The 18939-nt window shown below is 72.6% G+C and carries 18 protein-coding genes; 10 read left to right on the plus strand and 8 right to left on the minus strand.

The annotated features are described in order from the left end of the window. The first annotated feature begins 17 nt into the window (after window positions 1-17). Window positions 18-263 (plus strand): isochorismatase family protein, encoded by a 246-nt coding sequence (locus tag ACH34S_RS07220; protein ID WP_395951635.1) that lies wholly within the window; start codon window positions 18-20, stop codon window positions 261-263. On the opposite strand, the gene ACH34S_RS07225 is transcribed toward ACH34S_RS07220, so the two are convergent. Then, window positions 185-361: a hypothetical protein gene (locus ACH34S_RS07225; protein ID WP_395952433.1), complete on the minus strand. Its 177-nt coding sequence runs from the start codon at window positions 359-361 to the stop codon at window positions 185-187. The two genes, ACH34S_RS07220 and ACH34S_RS07225, sit on opposite strands and share 79 nt — an antisense overlap. 71 nt (window positions 362-432) lie before the next feature. Between ACH34S_RS07225 and ACH34S_RS07230 the strand changes: the two genes are divergently transcribed. From ACH34S_RS07230 to ACH34S_RS07240, 3 genes are all read left to right on the plus strand, one after another. Beyond that, window positions 433-1113: an alkylmercury lyase family protein gene (locus ACH34S_RS07230; protein WP_395951636.1), complete on the plus strand. Its 681-nt coding sequence runs from the start codon at window positions 433-435 to the stop codon at window positions 1111-1113. Window positions 1114-1738: 625 nt separating this feature from the next. Next, window positions 1739-2452 (plus strand): ABC transporter ATP-binding protein, encoded by a 714-nt coding sequence (locus tag ACH34S_RS07235; RefSeq protein ID WP_395952414.1) that lies wholly within the window; start codon window positions 1739-1741, stop codon window positions 2450-2452. 4 nt (window positions 2453-2456) lie between these two features. Next, window positions 2457-5051 carry an FtsX-like permease family protein gene (locus ACH34S_RS07240; protein ID WP_395951637.1) on the plus strand — a complete coding sequence of 865 codons (2595 nt, stop codon included), beginning with the start codon at window positions 2457-2459 and terminating at the stop codon, window positions 5049-5051. Between the two features lie 179 nt (window positions 5052-5230). On the opposite strand, the gene ACH34S_RS07245 is transcribed toward ACH34S_RS07240, so the two are convergent. Together ACH34S_RS07245 and ACH34S_RS07250 are read right to left on the minus strand one after the other, a co-directional pair. Beyond that, window positions 5231-5887, minus strand: a complete 657-nt coding sequence (locus ACH34S_RS07245) for a DUF4360 domain-containing protein (protein WP_395951638.1) — start codon at window positions 5885-5887, stop codon at window positions 5231-5233. A 47-nt stretch (window positions 5888-5934) separates the two neighbouring features. Beyond that, the gene (locus tag ACH34S_RS07250) at window positions 5935-6753 is read right to left on the minus strand and encodes an NAD(P)/FAD-dependent oxidoreductase (protein WP_395952415.1); all 819 of its coding nucleotides are present in this window, start codon (window positions 6751-6753) and stop codon (window positions 5935-5937) included. A gap of 163 nt (window positions 6754-6916) precedes the next feature. Between ACH34S_RS07250 and ACH34S_RS07255 the strand changes: the two genes are divergently transcribed. From ACH34S_RS07255 to ACH34S_RS07280, 6 genes are all read left to right on the plus strand, one after another. Then, a complete protein-coding gene (locus ACH34S_RS07255; RefSeq protein WP_395951639.1) occupies window positions 6917-7975 on the plus strand; it encodes a FecCD family ABC transporter permease in 1059 nt (352 codons plus the stop codon). A gap of 77 nt (window positions 7976-8052) precedes the next feature. Further along, complete coding sequence (locus ACH34S_RS07260; protein ID WP_395951640.1) at window positions 8053-9102, plus strand: FecCD family ABC transporter permease; 1050 nt, start codon at window positions 8053-8055, stop codon at window positions 9100-9102. Window positions 9103-9105: 3 nt separating this feature from the next. Then, on the plus strand, window positions 9106-9966 hold the full coding sequence (locus ACH34S_RS07265; RefSeq protein ID WP_395951641.1) for an ABC transporter ATP-binding protein: 861 nt from the start codon (window positions 9106-9108) through the stop codon (window positions 9964-9966). Between the two features lie 101 nt (window positions 9967-10067). Next, complete coding sequence (locus tag ACH34S_RS07270) at window positions 10068-11111, plus strand: iron-siderophore ABC transporter substrate-binding protein (protein ID WP_395951642.1); 1044 nt, start codon at window positions 10068-10070, stop codon at window positions 11109-11111. Further along, window positions 11108-12907, plus strand: coding sequence for an ABC transporter ATP-binding protein (locus ACH34S_RS07275; protein WP_395951643.1), 1800 nt, complete (start codon window positions 11108-11110; stop codon window positions 12905-12907). The genes ACH34S_RS07270 and ACH34S_RS07275 overlap by 4 nt, the downstream gene beginning before the upstream one ends. 4 nt (window positions 12908-12911) lie before the next feature. After that, on the plus strand, window positions 12912-14612 hold the full coding sequence (locus ACH34S_RS07280; protein ID WP_395951644.1) for an ABC transporter ATP-binding protein: 1701 nt from the start codon (window positions 12912-12914) through the stop codon (window positions 14610-14612). A 38-nt stretch (window positions 14613-14650) separates the two neighbouring features. Here the strand turns inward: ACH34S_RS07280 and ACH34S_RS07285 are convergent, their stop codons facing one another. The 5 genes from ACH34S_RS07285 to ACH34S_RS07305 all read right to left on the minus strand — a co-directional run bounded on the left by ACH34S_RS07285 (window position 14651) and on the right by ACH34S_RS07305 (window position 18939). After that, entirely contained in the window at window positions 14651-14800 is a 150-nt protein-coding gene (locus ACH34S_RS07285) for a hypothetical protein (protein ID WP_395951645.1), read from the minus strand. A gap of 31 nt (window positions 14801-14831) precedes the next feature. Then, window positions 14832-15119 (minus strand): hypothetical protein, encoded by a 288-nt coding sequence (locus ACH34S_RS07290; protein ID WP_395951646.1) that lies wholly within the window; start codon window positions 15117-15119, stop codon window positions 14832-14834. Window positions 15120-15269: 150 nt separating this feature from the next. Next, entirely contained in the window at window positions 15270-17573 is a 2304-nt protein-coding gene (gene pucD, locus ACH34S_RS07295) for a xanthine dehydrogenase subunit D (protein ID WP_395951647.1), read from the minus strand. Continuing rightward, window positions 17570-18052: a (2Fe-2S)-binding protein gene (locus tag ACH34S_RS07300; protein WP_395951648.1), complete on the minus strand. Its 483-nt coding sequence runs from the start codon at window positions 18050-18052 to the stop codon at window positions 17570-17572. The genes pucD and ACH34S_RS07300 overlap by 4 nt, the downstream gene beginning before the upstream one ends. Further along, the gene (locus tag ACH34S_RS07305) at window positions 18049-18939 is read right to left on the minus strand and encodes an FAD binding domain-containing protein (protein ID WP_395951649.1); all 891 of its coding nucleotides are present in this window, start codon (window positions 18937-18939) and stop codon (window positions 18049-18051) included. The genes ACH34S_RS07300 and ACH34S_RS07305 overlap by 4 nt, the downstream gene beginning before the upstream one ends.

Raw genomic sequence — 18939 nt, forward strand, 5'->3', positions numbered from 1 at the left:
GCGTCCGTCCCCGTGCTGTGGACCATTTTCGACAACACCCACCTCGGACTGAACCGCCCGCACACCTTGCGGCTTCTCCCACATGCCGACATCGCCTGGCGCCGGCCGGGCCCTGCCGAGGTGTGGGCTCCGATGGGCCGCCGCCCGACGAGGTCGTGATCCGCAAACCGTCCTATGGAGCGTTCTACGGCACCCCGCTCGACACGATGCTGCGCAACCTCGGCCGCGACACGGTCATCATCAGGGCTTCGCGCTCGTGCTGACCGCCGAAGAGGTCACCGACCGGCTCCTCGCAGCCACTCCAGCGCCCGAGGACAAAGGTCGGGAGAGCGTCGCCTGACGCGGCATCGGCGACGTCCATCAGACCGGTGAGAAGAAGGCATCCCTGTCACGATCAGAGTCGAAACTCGAGCGCAGAAGCAGGAGACGCCATTGGACACGCCGGATTCGCGGAAAGTGCGTGATCTCGTCTACGGGACGTTCGCATCGGAGGGGCGCGCGCCGTCGGTGGCCGAGCTGGCACGCAGGACGCGCAGTACCACCGAAGCGGTCCAGGGGGTCTTGCGCGACCTGGCGGAGGCCCACGCTCTGGTCTTGACGCCTGATGGGGATGCGGTGCGGATGGCGCACCCGTTCACGTCGGCGCCCATGGCGTTCACGGTGACTCCGCTGGACGGGTATGACGACCGCCGCTGGTGGGGCGGATGCGCGTGGGATTCCTTCGGCATCAGCGCCGCCCTTCATCTGGACGTCCGTGTCGACACGGCATGTCCGCAGTGCGGGGTCCCGATCAGCGTTGAGACCGGCCCGGAAACTCCGCCTCCCCCGGGGCTCGCGGTCCGCTTTCCACGCCCCGCTCAGGAATGGTGGGACGACGTGGTCGCCACCTGCACCATGATCCGCATGTTCTGTGACCGGGGGCACGCCGAACAATGGACGGCCGACCACGCGCCGGGCAACGGGCATATCGCCGACGCGACTACCGTCTGGCGACTGGCCGGCCCGTGGTACGGCGATCGCCTGGACCCCGAGTTCCAACCCCACAGCCGCGACTACAACCAGGGCCTCCTCGATGAATGCGGCCTTACCGGCCCATTCTGGAAGCTGCCGTAGGTGACACGACCGGACGGTGCCCGGCGAAGACTCAACGCAACGCGCCGCCCGGCGCCTCCCGTGGGACGGGCACAGTCGGGAGGAACGGGCTACCGCCGATAGCTCACCTCCTACGGCTGGCGCATTCCCGGCCTGTCGGAGATGAAGGTCGCCCCGCGTTTGAGAGTTTGGGCACTTTGTGTGCGCCCACCGAGCGTCTGCGCGAGGCGAGGGAGGCGAACCGCGAAGGTCCCGCGCCATGCGCTATAGAGGCGGCAAGTTCTTTGCCGCCGCGTCATGGAGCAGGCCGACCGTTAAGCCGGCGCTTCCTTGCCCGTCTCACCACGAGGTAAGCGATCCAGTCGCCGACCCAGGGCGCCTGGACGATCGAGGCGCTTGCCTGGTCGGATTTCGTGCGTTGGCCATGTGACGCGTCGCGTCGGGAAGGCTCGACCCTCCCGCCAGTCCCGCTCGCCCGGATAGATCCCGTTTCCGCGCGACGCCGGGCCTGTATAGTCTCATGTGAGACTATCTCAACTGGAGTAGTGATTCGGCGATCGATGGGGAGACGTCCATGCCCGAGCGACCCACCGGGCGGGCACCGGTGGCCGGGGTCCGGCCCGGCGCAGTAGCCCATGACCGGGTCATGGTGGCCGCTGACGTGCTGAAGACCTATGGCTCCGGCGACGGCGCGGTCACCGCGCTGCGGGGGGTTTCGGCGGCGTTCGCCCGGGGCCAGTTCACGGCGATCATGGGGCCGTCCGGGTCCGGGAAGTCGACCTTCCTGCACTGCCTGGCCGGGCTGGACACCGTGACCTCCGGCACCGTCGTCCTCGGCGAGGTCGAGCTCACCGGCCTGTCGCGGACCCGGCGCACCAAGCTGCGCCGCGACCGGCTCGGGTTCGTGTTCCAGTCGTTCAACCTGCTGCCGATGCTGACGGCGGAGGAGAACATCCGGCTCACCGGGCGGCTGGCGGGCCGCCAGGCCGACCAGGGGTGGTTCGGCACGATCGTGGACGCGCTCGGCCTGCGCGAGCGGCTGGGCCACCGGCCGGGCGAGCTGTCGGGCGGGCAGCAGCAGCGGGTCGCGGTGGCGCGGGCGCTGCTGACCCGTCCCGAGGTGCTGTTCGCGGACGAGCCCACCGGCAACCTCGACTCGCGGTCGGGCGCCGAGGTCCTGGGGTTCCTGCGCACCGCCGTGGACGCCTACCGGCAGACCGTGATCATGGTCACGCATGACCCGGTGGCAGCCGCGCACGCCGACCGGGTGCTGTTCCTCGCCGACGGGACGATCGTCGACGAGTTGCCCGCGCCCACCATCGACGCCGTACATGCCCGCATGCGCAGGCTGGAGGGCTGACGCCATGGGAAACGCCTTGTGGCTCATCGCGCGCCGTTCGTTCGCCGAAGGCTGGCCGCGGCTGACCGCCACGCTGCTGGCGGCGCTGGGGTCGATCGCGCTCATCGCTGGTTCGCTGCAGTTCGCGCTGCGCGCGCAGGAGGCGGTGGCAGGCAGCGACGCGAGCGAGTACTTCCGCGCGGACGTTCTCGTGCAGGGCGGGACGGTCGATCCGGACGACCCGTACGCGCCGTCCAACGGCCGGGTCCGCCTGGACCGCATCGCGGCCCGGCCTGGAGTGGCGGCCGTCGCCGGGGACGCCACGGTGACGGTGACGGCCGCCCGTCCCGGCGGACGGGCGATCACGGCGTCCGCCGAGGGCCGCACGCTGCTGCGTCCCTGGGTGCCCGACCCGCAGCTCAATCCCTACCGGCTTGAGGCAGGACGCTCCCCCACCGCCGAGGGCGAGGTGGCGATCGTCCGGCACATGTCGCGGGCCGGGAAGGTGAAGGTCGGCGACACGCTGACGTTGACGCTGCCCCGCCGGACGCAACGGGTGCGGATCTCCGGCATCGTCAGCGTCCAGGACCGTGACGCGGTGGCGTCCGGTGACCTGGTGCTGGCCCCGGCCGAGACCGTCCGGCGCGCCGCCATGCTGCCCCCGGGCTCCTGGCAGAGCGTCTGGGCGAAGGCCGGCCCGGGCGTGCCCGCCGAACGGCTGCGCGGTGAACTGGCCCGGGACCTGGGCGGCGCGGCCACGGTCCGGACCGCGGAGTCCGTACGGCGCGCGCAGAGCGCCGCCGCGGAGGGCGAGGGCGCCTCGATCGCCGGCGTCATCGGCATGCTCGCCTCGGTGGCGATCTTCGTCGGGCTGTTCGTGGTGGCCAACACGTTCGGGACGCTGGTCCGGCAGCGCACCCGGCGGCTCGCGCTGCTCGGGGCGATCGGCGCCACGCCCCGGCAGGTCAAGCGGCTGATCCGGCTGGAGGCGCTGGTGCTGGGCGGCGTCGCCGCGGTGGGCGGGGTGGCCGCGGGCTATCCGGTGTGCGCGCTGATCACCCGGCTGTTCGCGCGGGACGGCTTCGACGTCTCGGCCGCGGGCGCCCAGTTCGGCTGGGTCGCGCTGGCCGTCCCGGCCGCCGCCGGGATCCTGGTCACCCAGGCCGCCGCCTGGCGGGCCGCCCGCCGCGCCGCGGGCGTCTCACCCGTCCAGGCGCTGCGCAGCACCGTCACCGAGACCCCGGAACGCCGCTGGCCGCGGCTGCTGGCCGCGTCCGCGATCTTCGCCGGTGCGGGTTTCTGGTGGGCGGTGGCGGTCGCGGTCCGCGCCGGCGACCCGCCCGGACCCGACCGCACGTTCGGGGTCTCGCTGATGGTCGTCTTCGGCGCGCTGCTCGCCGTGACCGGCCTGGCCGTCCTCACTCCGTTCTTCGTCCGGCCGCTGGGCGGGCTGGTCGGCCGTTTCGGGACGCTGGTCGGCGGCGAGACCGGACGGCTGGCACACGCCACCATCACCCGCAGCCCGCGCCGGGTCTCCTCGGCCGCCTCATCGCTGATGCTCGGCGTCACGCTCGTCGCGTCCGTGGCACTGGTCACGCTGTCGGTGCACGATCGGTTCCAGGACGCGGGACGGGAGGTGATGGCGGCCGAACACGCGATCACCTCGACCGCCAGGACCACCGAGGGTGCGCCCGCGCCGCTGGCCCGGGACGTCGCGGCCCTGGTGACGGGCACGCCGGGGGTGTCGCGGGCGACCGCACTCACGCAGACCGAGGTCAAGCTGGTCTCGCCCCCATCGAACGAACCGGAAGAGGAACCCGAGCCGTTCTACTTCTTCGTCAGCGGCGCCGAGCAGTCCGGGCTGCGCGACGTCCTGCGGCTGGGCGGACGCCCGCCCGCACTGCGTCCCGGCCAGATCGCGCTGTCGTCGACCGTCATGAAGGAGCGAGGGCTGCGCCGCGGCCAGGAGATCATCGTCCGGGGCGCTCAGGGCCGGGTCACCCTCACGGTGGCGGACGCCTACCACGACCCGTCCCACCTGTTCGCCGAGCAGGCGCTCGCAGCGCCCGCGACGATGGACCGGCTGGACACCAACGCGGCGACCCGGGCCGTCCTCGTGCGGGGCGGTTCACCCGAGGACCTGAAGCGTGCGGTCGCCGGAGTGCCCGGCGTGCGGGTCCTCGACCGCGACGCCTATGTGGACGCCGCGTCCGGCTCGCTCACCCGTCCACTTCGGGCGACGTACGGGTTCGTCGGCATGGCGCTGCTGCTGGCGCTGTTCGGCATGGCGACCACGGTGTCGATGAGCGTCACCGAACGCACGCGGGAGTTCGGGCTGCTGGGCGCCGTGGGGACGACCATGAGGCAGATCCGCTCGATCGTCCGGTGGGAGGCGGCGACCGTGGTCGTCCTCGGCACGATCCTCGGCCTCGTGATCGCCATGGGGACGCTGACCCTCCTGCACGTGATGACGGGAAGCTCGTTCCTGCGCCCGGACCCGCCGTGGTGGCTCTTCCCGATACTGGCGGCGGGCGCGACGGCGGCGACGCTGGCCACCTCGGCCCTACCCGCACGCCGGGCCGCCGCCATACCGGTTTTGGAAGCCGCCAAGGCCGAGTAGGCCGACAGATACGTCCGAGGGAATTCGGATTGCGCTCAATCTCTCGCAGGAAGAACTCGCCGGCTGGGTCGGTGCGTCCAGGGGAGGCGGTCAGCAAGGCGCTCAGCACACTGCGTCGGCAGGGTTGGATCGAGAACAAGGGCATCTATCCAGCCGATACCTAGAACGGTGATCGGGGCTCAGTTCGGGCAGTTCTTCCAGGTGAGGTTGTAGGTCGTCCAGACGCCTTCGCCGGGGGCGTCCATCGCGATGTAGCTGGTCTTCGATGGATCCGAGGCGCCCTCGTCGACTCGCAATCCGGTGACGAGGACGGCGTTCCACTCCTCGCCGCACGGCTTGAAGACGAGTTGGTCCGCCGGCGGGCGGTGAATGAACCTCCAGAGGTCGTCGTAGGCGCCGTTCACGTTGTGCGTGACCACTCCGCCCCGAGGCTGACCTTGGAGGTGGTGGCCCACTTTCAGGGTGGCGTTCGCGCCGCTCTCCAGGTGGGCGAACCCCTGGTGGTCCGACGACGAGATGGCGTAGGTGACGTCCTGCGGGACGCTCACCCGCACGGCGACCTGGCATTGCTTTTGAGAGTCGATCGGGCTCGACGAGCCGCCCGCCTGCGCCATGTACGCGCTGTAGACGACCCTGAACGACTCCTTTTCCGGCCAGGCGTCCGCCCAGACGGTGTTGACCGGACACCCCGAACCATTGACGGTCACGACCTTGACGCTGAATTCCGCTGGGCCGCGGGCGGTCCGCGGCCCAGCGGCGGCGGTCGGCGTACCCGTGGCCGCGGTAGCGGCTAACACCGTGGCGGCCACAGCGGAGACTGCATTTTTTTTGCGCATGCGCTTCCTCTTCACTTGAATGGGCGCCTATGCGGTGACCTAGGTGGTCACGTCAGATCATCTTCTCCGGCATCATGACGTCGCCCGCGAAGCGCGATAGGCGGAACGCCTCGATCGGGCGGTCGGTGTGCCCCTTCAGGGCGAGGTCGGCCGTGATCCTGCCGATCACCGGGGCCGATCGTGAGGCCGTGGCCGCTCAGGCCCGTGACGAGGACGAGGCCCCGCGGGCCCGCGGAGCCGTCGATGATCGGCAGCCCGTCCGGGGACATGTCGATCATTCCGGCCCAGTACCGGCGGATGGACGCGTCGCGCAGTGCCGGGAGGACCTCGCGCATCGCGGCGAACGCGCGGCGCATGATCCGGGTGTCGGGAGTAGGGGGCGGGGCGCCCTTGGGGACCAGGCGCGGGGAGAGTGTGGAGAGGGCGCCGATCTGCTGGAGGATCCGGCGCGTCCCCAGCCGTAGCTTCACGTCCCGGCGGTGGGCGCGCAGGCGTGGCCCCCATACCGGCAGGTCGACCAGGTCGTACAGGGTCACGTCGTGCCGGACGACGGCGTTGACGCCCGCGCTGAGCACCACCTCCCCGGACGGCCGCTGGTGGCCGCCGAAACCGAACGCCCGGATGGACTGGGTGAACAGGGGCGGCAGCGGGGTGGTCTCGCATTCGCTCAGCGAGACCGGCATGATCGGCACGCGGACCCCGGCGGTGCGGGCCAGGGGGGGCGTCCAGACGCCGGAGGCGATGACGACCGCCCCCGCCCGCACGACGCCCCGGTCCGTGACCAGGCCGGTGACCCGGCCGCCCGCGCTGATCACCCGCAGCGCCTTGGTGCCGTAGGCGAACCGCGCCCCGGCCGCCGCGGGGATGACCTCGCGGGCAGGATCGGGATCAAGCCTGCGGACGCCGAACGGTCCCGCTGATCCGAAGCGCGGGGGTGGAGCGCGGCAATTCTGGTGGTTGAGGTTAGGCTGCCCTTATTTACCGCCGTTTCGGAGGAAATGTGGTGCAGGCCGGACTCGGCGGGCGCGGATGAGCACGGTGGTCGCGGAGCGGCCGCCCGTGTCCCGGGTCGCGGCCGCCCGCCGGCGGCGGGTCGTGGGGCTGGGCGTGCTCGTGGCCGTCCTGCTGGTGGCGGGGGCGCTGTCGATGGTCGTCGGGGCGCGGGCGCTGAGCCCCCGCGAGGTCTGGCACGGGCTGTTCGCGGCCCCGGACGCCGACCGGCGGCTCACCGAGATCAGGCTCATCGTGCAGACCGTCCGGGCGCCCCGGACGGTCCTCGCGATCGTCGCGGGCGCCGCCCTGGGGATCGGCGGGGCGCTGATCCAGGGGTGCACGCGCAACCCGATCGCCGACACGGGGCTGCTCGGGGTGAACGCCGGTGCCTCGTTCGCCGTGGTGTCGGTGGTCTCCCTGTTCGGGCTCGCGAACCCGTTCCAGTACGTCTGGTTCGCCTTCCTGGGGGCGGCGGTCTCCGGGGCCGTCGTGTTCGGGCTGGCGAGCATCGGGCGCGGGGCCGGGAACCCGCTGACGCTCGCGCTGGCCGGGCAGGGGGTCGCGGTGTTCCTGGCGGCGATGACCACGGCGGTCGCGCTGTCGGACAAGGCGTCGCTGAACGCGCTGCGGTTCTGGAACGCGGGCTCGGTGGCGGGGGTGAAGTTCGACGTCATCTGGCCGGTGTCCGCCTTCATCGCGGCCGGGCTGGTCCTGACGGTGCTCATGCTGCCCGCGATCAACCTGCTCAACCTGGGCGACGACGTCGCGCGCGGGCTCGGGGTGAACGTCGCGCTGACCCGGACGGCCGGCATCGCCGCCATCACCCTGCTGGCGGGCGCGGCGACGGCGGCGTGCGGACCGATCGCGTTCCTCGGCCTGATGGTGGCCCATGTCGCCCGGTATCTGACCGGGCCTGACTACCGCTGGCTCGTCCCGTATGCGGGCCTGCTCGGGGCGGTGGTCCTGCTGGTGTGCGACATCGTCGGGCGCGTCGTCGTCCGGCCGGGCGAGCTGGAGGCGGGCATCGTCGTCGCCCTCCTCGGCGCCCCGTTCTTCGCGGCCCTGGTCTGGCGCGGAAAGCTCAAGAGCGCATGAACCGACCGTCCTCCAGCCCCCACCCACCGCCATTCAACGGACGAGCTCCGCTCGGCGGGACGGATGTGAAGCGGCCCGTGACGCCGGGCGTGCGGGTCGGCCGGGTGTCGTTCGTGTGGCGGCCCTGGCCCGTCCTCGTCTCGGTGGTGCTGGCGGCGGCGGCGTTCCTGGTGTTCTGCCTGTCCATCGGCGTCGGCGACTTCCCCATCGGGCTGCCGCGCGTGATCGCCACCATCCTCGGCCGCGGCGAGCGCGTCGACGAGTTCGTGATCATGGATCTGCGGATGCCGCGCGCCCTGGCCGGGCTCGTCGTGGGGGTCGCGCTCGGGGTGTCGGGGGCGATCACCCAGTCGATCGCGCGCAACCCGCTGGCCAGCCCGGACGTCCTGGGGATCACCGGCGGCGCCAGTGCGGTCGCGGTGTTCCTGGTGACGGTGTCGGGCGGGGCTTCCGCGGCGGTCGCCGGGGCGGTGGGCCTTTCGACGGCGGCGCTCGCGGGCGGGCTCGGCACCGGCCTGCTCGTGTACTTCCTCGCGTGGCGGCGCGGGGTCGACGGCTTCCGGCTCATCCTCATCGGCATCTCGGTGAGCGCGCTGATGCAGGCGATCACGGCCTGGCTGCTGGTCACCGCCGACATCAGGGACGTGGCCCGCGCCCAGGCATGGCTGATCGGCTCGCTGGACGGACGGTCGTGGGACGACATCCGGGTGGCGCTCTGGTGCACGGTCGTCCTGCTGGCCGTCGTCGCGGCCGCCGCGTTCCAGTTCAGGCCGCTGCACTTCGGTGACGACGTCGCGGCGGGGCTGGGCGTCCGGTACTCGGCGGTGCGGGCGGTCATGCTGCTGTGCGCGGTGCTGCTGGCCGGTGTGGCGGTGAGCGCGGCGGGGCCGGTCCCGTTCGTCGCGCTGGTGGCGCCGCAGGTGGCGATGCGGCTGGCGCGCTGCCCGACGCCGCCGCTGGTGGCGTCCGGCCTGGTGGGCGCGCTGCTGCTGATCGGCTCGGACCTGGTGGCGCGCACCGCGCTGGAGGTCACGCTGCCGGTCGGTGTAGTGACCGCCGCGATCGGCGGGCCCTTCCTCGTGTACCTGCTGGTGCGGGCGAACCTCCGCCAGGCGACGCGGGGGTAGGCGATGGCGAGCAAAGGAGATCCGGTGACCGCTGAGCAGATCACGCAGGTCGAGGCGCCGCTGGCGGCGCGGGACGTCACGGTCGGATACGGCGGCCGGACGGTGCTCGACGGCCTCGACGTGGCGATCCCGCCCGGGGTCATCACGACGATCATCGGCCCGAACGGCTGCGGGAAGACGACCCTGCTCCGGACGCTGTCGCGGCTGCTCAGGCCGTCGAAGGGCTCGGTCGTCCTGGACGGCGAGGACATCGCCAAGCTGAAGACCAGGGACGTCGCGAAGCGGCTCGGCCTGCTGCCGCAGGCGCCGGTGGCGCCGGACGGGCTGACGGTCGCCGACCTCGTCGCGCGGGGCCGCCATCCGCACCAGAGCTGGCTGCGGCAGTGGTCGTCGGACGACGCCGCCGTCGTGGAGCGGGCGCTGGCCATGACCGGGGTGTCCGATCTGGCCGACCGTCCGGTGGACTCGCTGTCCGGCGGGCAGCGCCAGCGCGTCTGGATCTCGATGACGCTGGCGCAGGGCACCGACCTGCTGCTGCTGGACGAGCCGACCACCTACCTGGACCTGGCGCACGCGATCGACGTCCTCGACCTGGTGGACGACCTGCACGAGTCGGGGCGCACCGTCGTCATGGTCCTGCACGACCTCAACCTGGCGACGCGCTACAGCGACAACCTCATCGTGATGCGGGCGGGGTCGATCCTGGCGCAGGGGCATCCGCGGGACGTGATCACGGCGGGGCTGCTGGACGAGGCGTTCGGCCTGCGCGCGGAGGTGATCGACGACCCGGTGGGCGACCGTCCGCTGATCGTCCCGATCGGCCGCACCCATGTCCGCCCCGGCAGAGACGAAGATCCTATTTAGGTTAGGCTGCCCTTATTTATGCATGTTAATGTACCTCTGCCTTGGAACGATCCAGTGGCGTCCTGCCTGAAAGCAAGGGATTTCGCATGCCCCTCCCCCGAATGACACGTCCGAGATCCCGGCGGCGGCTGGCCGCGCTCCTGTCGGCCGCGACCCTCGGCGCCGCGCTCCTCACCGGCTGCGGCTCCGGCTCCTCAGACGACGCGGGCGGCGGCGCCCAGGCCGCCGCGGGCGGCGCCTTCCCCGTCACCGTGGAGCACGCGTTCGGGTCCACGAAGATCACCGAGGCGCCGAAGCGGGTCGTCTCCGTCGGCTACACCGACGACCAGGCCATCCTGGCGCTCGGCACCAAGCCCGTCGGCATGGTCGACCAGTACCCGAACCCGCCTGGCACGACCCCCGACATCAACACCCAGTGGCCCTGGGTGAAGGACAAGTGGGGCGACACCAGGCCCGAGGTCGTCATGAACAACGGCGACACCGGCCCGAACTTCGAGAAGATCGCCGCGCTGCGGCCCGACCTGATCATCGCCGTCTACTCCGAGATCGACCAGGCCGCCTACGACAAGCTCTCCAAGATCGCCCCGACGGTGGGCCGGACGAAGGCGGAGAAGGAGCCGTTCAGCGCGCCGTGGCAGGACAACGCGGTGCACATCGCCAAGGCGCTCGGCAAGGAGACCGAGGGCAAGAAGCTCGTGCAGGACATCCAGGCCAAGCTCGACGCCGCCCGCAAGGCGCACCCGCAGTTCGCGGGCCAGACCGCCGTCGCGCTGTCCTGGTACAAGGACTCGGTCGCGCCGTTCACCACGACCGACGTGCGCGGGCGGATGCTCTCGGGCATCGGCTTCAAGGGCGCCACCGAGATCGACAAGATCGCGGGCGGCAAGTTCTTCACCGTGCTGTCCCCCGAGCGCATGGACCTCATCGACGTCGACCGCATCTTCGTCATCAACGACAAGGCCGACCAGGAGGCGCTGAAGAAGTTCGAGCTGTTCGCCAACCTCAAGGCGGTCAAGGGCGGGAAGGTGTCGTACCTGCTGGACAGCGAGGGCCCGGCGGTCGGCGCGGCCATGTCCCAGGGCACGCTGCTGTCCCTGCCGTACGCGATCGACGAGCTGGTCAAGGCAGCAGCCGGCCAGGGGTGACCGCCACCGACACGCCGCGCGCCGCCGCCCCGACGGCGCCGACCCTGCACACGGCGACCGGACGCGAGGCGGCCCGATGGGTCGCCTCGCACTGCCGGGACGTGCCATGGCTGACGTCCGCGACCGTCCTCACGACGGTGGCCGGGGCCGCGCTCCAGGTGCTGCCGGTGCTGCTGCTCGGCCGGGTCGCGGACGGGGTGATCGGCGGCGAGCCGCAGTCGATCCTGGTCACGATCGGCGCGCTGATGGTGGGCGCCGCGCTGCTCGGCGCGGCCGCCACCGCGGCGTCGACGTACCTGATCGGACGGCTCGGCGCGGACCTGCTGGCGCGGCTGCGTGAAGGCGCCGTCCGGGCGGTGCTGGGGATGCCGAGCGCGCGGATCGAGCAGGTGGGGCGCGGCGACGTGCTCTCCAGGGTCGGCGACGACGTGGCCGTGGTGTCCAAGGGCATCCGGACGGCGGTCCCCACCGTCTTCTCGGCGGGCGTGCTGGTCATCATCGCCACCGGCGGCATGTTCGGGCTGGACTGGCGGCTCGGCCTGGCGGGCGCGGGCGCGCTGCCCGCGTACGCGCTGGCGCTGCGCTGGTACCTGCCCCGGTCCGCCCCGCTCTACCGGCGGCAGCGGGCCGCGCAGGCCGACCGGGCGCAGGCGCTGATCAGCGGCCTGGACGGCATCGGCACCGTCCGGGCGTACCGGCTGGAGGACGCCTTCCGCGCGAAGGTCACCGCCGAGTCGTGGCGGGTGCGCGACCTCGGCATCGAGGTGTTCCGGTTCTTCGGCCGGTTCGTCGGGCGGGAGAACCGCGCGGAGTTCATCGGGCTCGTCCTGATCATCGTGGTCGGGTATGCGCTGCTGGAGGCGGACGCCGCCACCCTGGGCGAGGTCGCGGCGGCGCCGCTGCTGTTCCACCGGCTGTTCAACCCGCTCGGCTCGATCATGTTCACCTTCGACGAGGCGCAGAAGTCGGGCGCGAGCCTGACCCGGCTGGTCGGCGTCCTGGGCGAGGCCGCTGAGGACCGGCTCGTCGGCGACCCGGCCGTCCCGCCGCCGCCCGCCGCCGCGTACCCGGTGACGGTCGAGGGGCTGACGTTCACCTATCCCGGCGGCGAGGAGCCCGTCCTCCGGGACGTCGACCTGACGATCCCGGCCGGCGGCTCGCTCGCGCTGGTGGGCGCGACGGGCGCGGGCAAGTCGACCCTGGCCGCCCTGGTCGCGGGCATCGGGACCCCGCAGAAGGGCACGGTCCGCATCGGCCCGGCGGACCTCGCCGACCTGGACGAGGCCGCGGCGCGGACCATGGTGAGCATCCTGACGCAGGAGTCGCACGTGTTCTCCGGCCCGCTCGCCGACGACCTCCGGCTCGCCGCACCGGACGCGACCGACGCCGAACTGATCGACGCGCTGCGCACGGTCGGCGCGGGCGAATGGGTCGACGCGCTCCCCGACGGCCTCGACACCAGGGTCGGCGAGGGCGGCGAACGCCTCGACGTCACCAAGGTCGCGCAGATCGCGCTGGCCCGCCTGGTCCTCGGCCGCGCACCGGTCGTCGTGCTGGACGAGTCGACCGCCGAGGCGGGCAGCCAGGGCGCGGCCGAACTCGAACGGGCCGTCCTGGCCGCGTGCCGGGGCCGTACCACGTTGTTCGTCGCGCACCGGCTGACCCAGGCGATGGCCGCCGACCGGATCGCCGTCCTGGACGCTGGCCGCGTCGTCGAGCAGGGAACCCACGATGACCTCGTCGCCCAAGACGGCCGGTACGCGCGGCTGTGGCGAGCCTGGCGAGAAGGCGGATAGGCCGATGACGACCCCCGGCGAGAAGCAGCCCCGCACGGGCTCCGCGATCCTCCGGACCGCGCTGCGCCGCAACCTCGGCGCCATGACCGGCGGCACCGCCCTCATGGGCCTGTACCAGGCGGGCGAGACGGCCTTCCCCATCGCGCTCGGCCTGATCGTCGAGCACACGATGCGGGACCGGAGCCTGAACGCGCTCGCCCTGTCGATCGCCGCGCTCGCCGTGATCATCACGACGGTGTCGTTCTCGTGGCGGTTCGGGATGCGCATCCTGCAGAAGGCCAACACGACCGAGGCGCACCGCTGGCGGGTGGAGGTCGCCTCCCGCGGGCTCCAGCCGGTGGCCAGGGACACCGGCCTCAAGTCCGGCGAGGTGCTGACCATCGCCACCGAGGACGCCGACCAGACCGCCGACATCATCGAGGTGGTGCCGCTGCTCATCAGCTCGCTGGTCGCGGTGCTGGTCGCGGCGGTCGCGCTGGGCATGGCGAGCGTCCGGCTCGGCCTGCTGGTGATCGCGGGGACGATCGCGATCCTGACGATCCTGAGCGTGCTGTCCCGGCGGATCGGCTCCGGCACCCGCGAGCAGCAGGCCCGGGTGGCGCGGGCGGGCGCGAAGGTCGCCGACCTGATCACCGGGCTGCGCCCGCTGCGCGGCTTCGGCGGCAACCACGCGGCTTTCGGGTCCTACCGGACGGTCAGCACGGAGGCGAAGCACCAGGCGTTCGTCGTCGCGCGGGCGAACGGCGCGTACGCGGGCGCCGCGCTCGCCCTCAACGCGCTCCTCGCCACCGCCGTGACGCTCATGGCGGGACGGCTCGCGTTCCAGGGCCGGATCACCATCGGCGAGCTCGTCATGGCCGTCGGGCTCGCGCAGTTCATCATCGAACCGCTCAAGCTGTTCTCGCAGATGCCGACGTATGTGATGATCGCGCGGGCGTCGGCGCAGCGGATGGCGCTGGTCCTCGCCGCGCCGCCGGTAACGACCCCGGGCAGTGGCCGTCCGGCGCCGGGCGGCGGCCTCGACGTCGACGGCGTCCGGTACGGGGCCCTGAACAAGCTGACGTTCACGGTGCCGCCCGGCGAGTTCGTGGCGATCACCGCCTACCAGCCGCGCGCGGCGGCCGACCTCGCGTCGGTCCTGGCGGCGACCGTCCCGCCCGACGCGTACGAGGGCGTGGTGCGGGTCGGCGGGCAGGCGACGGCCGACCTGTCGATCGAGGCGCTCCGCGAGCACATGCTGGTGAACCCGTACGACGGGGAGATCTTCGCGGGCACCCTCCGCACGAACATCGACCCGTCGGGCACCGGACGGATGATCGCCGAGGCCGTCGAGGCGTCCATGCTGACCGACGTCGTCGCCCTCCACCGCGACGGGCTCGACCACCCCGTCCGCGACCGGGGCGCGAACCTGTCCGGCGGGCAGCGCCAGCGGCTGTCGCTGGCCCGCGCCCTCGCCGCGGACACCGGCATCCTCGTCCTGCACGACCCGACGACCGCCGTCGACGCCGTCACCGAACAGCTCATCGCGCGGGGCATCGCCGCGCTGCGCCGGGGCCGCACCACCATCGTGATCACCAGCAGCCCGCCCTTCCTGGACGCCGCCGACCGGGTCCTCGTCCTGCACGACGGCGTCATCACCGCCGAGGACACCCACCGCAACCTCCTCGGCACCGACGAGACCTACCGCCTGGCCGTGGCCCGCTGACCCACGAACCGCGAGCCGAGGCCGGTCATCTCGGCCCTTCATAAATGTCGAAGAATGTCGCTGAGGAGTTCGATGGTGCGTTCCGGGGTCGCACTGTCGACGCACAGGCGTTCCATCGCCTGCAGCAGTCCCGAGACGGACTGCAGTTGATACGTGCGTATGAACGCCGCCTCCTGCTCCAGATTCACGTAGTTCTGGGACTCGACGGACGGTACGTCGTCAGGGCTGCTCTGGACGGTTTCCAGCCAGTTGATCAGGTCTTCTAGGGCTTGGCAGCGTTGTTCGGCCTTGGTGGCGCGCCGCTGCGCGTGGTCCAGACTGGACGGTGAGGTTGGCGATCTCGGCTTCGCGTTGGCCGACGACGGCGACGTGCAATTCGTCGCGGACCAGCCGCACCCGGTACTCGTGCGGGTGGGCCACTTGCAGGGCCGCCAGTTGCAGCCCGGTCAGATGGTCACGGACCTGTGGCGAGACGTCCATGCCCTGCTCGGCCTTGATGGCCAGCAACCGGTCCAGGAACGTGTGGTCGCCGGGAATGCGCGTGCCGCTGAGGTAGCGCGAAACGGTGCCCTTATCGAAGTGGTAGGTCCGGGCGAAGTCGCTCCACCCCGTTCCCTCAATACGGGTGTTGCCATCTTCTGCAACACCCGTCCGCCGCTACCGCTGATCCCCGGCGATGTGTTCGGGGCGCACCGGGATGCGCGGCAGCGCGAGGCCCGTGGCGTCCCGGACGGCCGCCGCCACCGCGGCCGGTGAGGAGATCATCGGTGGTTCGCCGACGCCGGTCAGGCCGTACGGGGCGTCCGGGTGCGGGGTTTCGAGGATCTCCGCGCGGACCGGTGGCATGTCGGCGATCGTCGGGATGAGGTAGTCGGTGAAGGAGGCGTTGCGGATCAGGCCGTCCTCGACCTGGATCTCCTCCATCAGCGCCAGGCCCAGGCCCTGCGCGACGCCGCCGTTGATCTGGCCGATGATCGCCGTGGGGTTCATCGCCTTCCCGACGTCCTCGGCGGTGGCGATCTCGACCACCCGGACCAGGCCCAGCTCGACGTCGACGTCCACGGTCGCGCGGTGGGCGGCGAACGCGTACGCCACGTGCGCGTCGCCCTGGCCGGTCTCGGGGTCGGGGACCTCGGTGGCGCGGTGGTGGAACTCGTACGTGCGCTCGATGGCGCCGTCGCCGAGCAGTTCCGCCAGGTCGGCGACCGGCTGCCCGTCCGAGGTCACGACCCGCTCGCCCTCGGCGCGCAGCGTGGCGGGCGGCAGCCCGGAGCGGGTCGCGGCGCGGTCCAGGAGTTCCGCCCTGACCAGCTCGCATGCGGCTTTGACGGCGCCACCGGTCATCCACGTCTGGCGGGACGCCGATGACGTTCCCGCGTCGCCGACGCTGGTGTCGGCCGGGTGCAGGTCCACCGTCCGGACGCCCAGCTCGGTCCGCGCGATCTGGGTCAGGACGGTCACCAGCCCCTGCCCGACCTCGGCCGCGGCCGTGTGCACCCGCGCCCGCACCGCGCCGCCCGGCGCGCTCAGCGTGACCCGCGCCGTGGAGTAGTCGTCGTACCCGGCGGACTTGCAGACGTTCTTGATGCTGACCGCGTACCCGACACCGCGCCTGATCCCCTCGCCATGAGTCGCGTTCGCCACGCCGCCGGGCAGCGCGTACGGGTCGTCCGCGGCGGTCGCCGCAGGCGGCGGCATGTCGCGGACGCGGCGCAGCAGCTCGGCGACCGGGGCCGGGCCGGTCACCCGCTGGCCGGTCGCCGCCGTCGAGCCGGTGGCCAGGGCGTTCCGGCGGCGCAGCTCCACGGGATGCAGGCCGAGCTCGGCGGCGAGCCTGTCCATCTGCGACTCGTAGCCGAAGCACACCTGCACGGCGCCGAAGCCGCGCATCGCGCCGCAGGGCGGGTTGTTGGTGTAGACGACGTCGGAGTCGACGGTGACGGACGGCACCTCGTAGGGGCCCGCCGCGAAGTAGGTGGCGTTGCCCAGCACGGCCGCCGACGTCGAGGCGTACGCGCCGCCGTCCAGCAGGATCTCCGCGCGGACGTAGACGAGCCTGCCGTCGCGGGTGGCGCCGTGCTCGTACCGCATCCGCGCCGGGTGCCGGTGGACGTGCCCGAAGAACGACTCCTCGCGGCCGTAGGACATCTTGATCGGTCGGCCGGTGCGCAGCGCGAGCAGCGCGGCGTGCGCCTGGACGCTGAGGTCCTCCCGGCCGCCGAACGCGCCGCCCACGCCGGACAGCACCAGCCGGATCCGCTCCTCGGGCAGCCCGAGCACGTGGGAGAGCTGCCGCCGGTCGATGTGCAGCCACTGCGTGGAGCAGAGCAGTTCGAGCCCGGCGCCGTCGTCGTCGGGCAGCGCGAGCGCCGACTCGGGGCCGAGGAACGCCTGGTCCTGCATCCCGACCTCGTACTCGCCGCGCACGACAACGTCGGCGGCGACGTCCTGCGGGCCGTGCCGGAGCCGCAGGTGCCGGACGAGGTTGCCGCCCTCGTGGACGGCCGGCGTCCCCGCGGCGAGGGCCCGCTCGGGGTCGGTCACCGCCTCGATCGGCTCGTAGTCGACCTTGATCAGGCCGAGCGCGTACCGGGCCGTGTCCGCCCGGTCGGCGGCGAGGACCGCCACCGCCTCGCCCCGGTAGCGGACGACGCCGGCGGCCAGCACCGGCTGGTCGGCGCGCTCCAGCCCGTACGCGTTGGCGCCCGGAACGTCCTCGTGGGTGAGGACCGCGCGGACGCCCGCGACGCGCAGCGCCGGGCCGACGTCGATCGACCGGATCCGCGCGTGCGGGTGCGGGCTGCGCAGCGTCACCCCGTACAGCATCCCCTCCGCCTGGAGGTCGGAGGAGTAGGCGAACTCGCCGGAGACCTTCGCCGCGCCGTCCGGCCGGCGTGCGCTGTCGCCGACCTCGCCGCGGGCCGTCGCCGCCGTCGCGGGCGGTGGAGGAGCGATCGTCATCGGCCGCCTCCGGCCCGCTCGCCGGCCGCCTTGACCGCGTCCATGATCTGGCCGTAGCCGGTACAGCGGCACAGGTTGCCGGCCAGCGCCTCCTTGATCTCGCCGTCCGAGGGCGCCGGGATCTCGCTCAGCAGCTTGTGCGCCGCGACGACCAGGCCCGGCGTGCAGAACCCGCACTGCACGGCACCCGCCTCCAGGAACGCCTCCTGGATCTCCCCGGCCAGCCGGGCGCCTTCGCCGTCCCGGAGCTCCTCGACGGTCTCGATCTCCCGGCCCTCGGCCTGCGCGGCGAGCACCAGGCAGGCGCACACCAGCTCGCCGTCCAGGTACACCGAGCACGACCCGCACTCCCCCTGCTCGCAGGCGTTCTTGGAGCCGGGGAGCCCAGCGCGCTCGCGCAGCATGGTGAGAAGGTTCTCGTCCGGCCCGACCTCGGTCACGGTGCGGCGGCGCCGGTTGATGACGCAGGTGACGTTCATGATGTTCCCCCTTGGGCGGCGGACGCCCGGTATTCGGTCCAGGTCCAGGACAGCGTGCGGCGGGCGATGACGCCTGCGGCGTGCGCGCGGTAGCCGGCGGTGCCGCGGACGTCGTCGATCGGACGGGTCGCCGCGGCGACCAGCCGCCCGAACTCGGCGAACGCGGCCGATGGGATCGGGCCGCGGGAGTCCCAGAGCCCGTGCTCGTCGAGGACGCCTTCGATGAACCGCTCCGCCTCCCGGACGCGCAGTGGCGTCGGCGCGACCGACCCGGCGCAGCCGCGCACCCGCCGCGAGCCGGGACGCAGCGCGAGGGCGAACGAGCAGACCGCGATCACCATCGCGTTGCGCGGGCCCACCTTGGCGAACGCCTGCGGCCCGGTGGCCGCCGGGACCAGGAAGCCGGTGATGAGCTCGCCGGGCCGCAGGTCGGTGCGGCGCGGGGCCTTGACGAAGTCGTCGATCGGCACGTCGCGCTCGCCGCCGGCCGACGACGCCACCCGGACCAGGGCGTCCATCGCGTACAGGGCGGGCAGCGCGTCACCGGCCGGCGAGGCGGTGCCGGCGTTGCCGCCGATCGTCCCGCGGTTCCTGATCTGCGGCGACCCGACCGTGCGGGCCGCCGCGGCCAGAGCGGGCAGTAGAGCGCCCAGGTCGCGGACGGCCTGCGCGTGCGTCAGCCCGCCGCCCAGCCAGAGCGCGTCACCGTCGCGCCCCCATCTGGCCAGCTCGCCGACCCGGCCGAGGTCGAGCATCGCGGCGGGCGGCCGGCCGCGCATGTTCAGCTCGACCATGACGTCGGTGCCGCCGGCCAGCGGGCGGGCATCGGGCCGGGCCGCCGCCATCTCCAGCGCCTCCGGCAGGTCCGCGGGGCGGAGCACGTCCAC

The organism is Actinomadura sp. 3N508, from assembly GCF_044326375.1.
Lineage (GTDB): Bacteria > Actinomycetota > Actinomycetes > Streptosporangiales > Streptosporangiaceae > Spirillospora.

Coding starts and splice junctions, on each gene's coding strand:
- ACH34S_RS07225 (WP_395952433.1), bottom strand. CDS start 361: ATGGACGTCGCCGATGCCGCGTCAGGCGACGCTCTCCCGACCTTTGTC.
- ACH34S_RS07235 (WP_395952414.1), top strand. CDS start 1,739: ATGGTGGCCGCTGACGTGCTGAAGACCTATGGCTCCGGCGACGGCGCG.
- ACH34S_RS07240 (WP_395951637.1), top strand. CDS start 2,457: ATGGGAAACGCCTTGTGGCTCATCGCGCGCCGTTCGTTCGCCGAAGGC.
- ACH34S_RS07245 (WP_395951638.1), bottom strand. CDS start 5,887: ATGCGCAAAAAAAATGCAGTCTCCGCTGTGGCCGCCACGGTGTTAGCC.
- ACH34S_RS07255 (WP_395951639.1), top strand. CDS start 6,917: ATGAGCACGGTGGTCGCGGAGCGGCCGCCCGTGTCCCGGGTCGCGGCC.
- ACH34S_RS07265 (WP_395951641.1), top strand. CDS start 9,106: ATGGCGAGCAAAGGAGATCCGGTGACCGCTGAGCAGATCACGCAGGTC.
- ACH34S_RS07270 (WP_395951642.1), top strand. CDS start 10,068: ATGACACGTCCGAGATCCCGGCGGCGGCTGGCCGCGCTCCTGTCGGCC.
- ACH34S_RS07280 (WP_395951644.1), top strand. CDS start 12,912: ATGACGACCCCCGGCGAGAAGCAGCCCCGCACGGGCTCCGCGATCCTC.
- pucD (WP_395951647.1), bottom strand. CDS start 17,573: ATGACGATCGCTCCTCCACCGCCCGCGACGGCGGCGACGGCCCGCGGC.
- ACH34S_RS07300 (WP_395951648.1), bottom strand. CDS start 18,052: ATGAACGTCACCTGCGTCATCAACCGGCGCCGCCGCACCGTGACCGAG.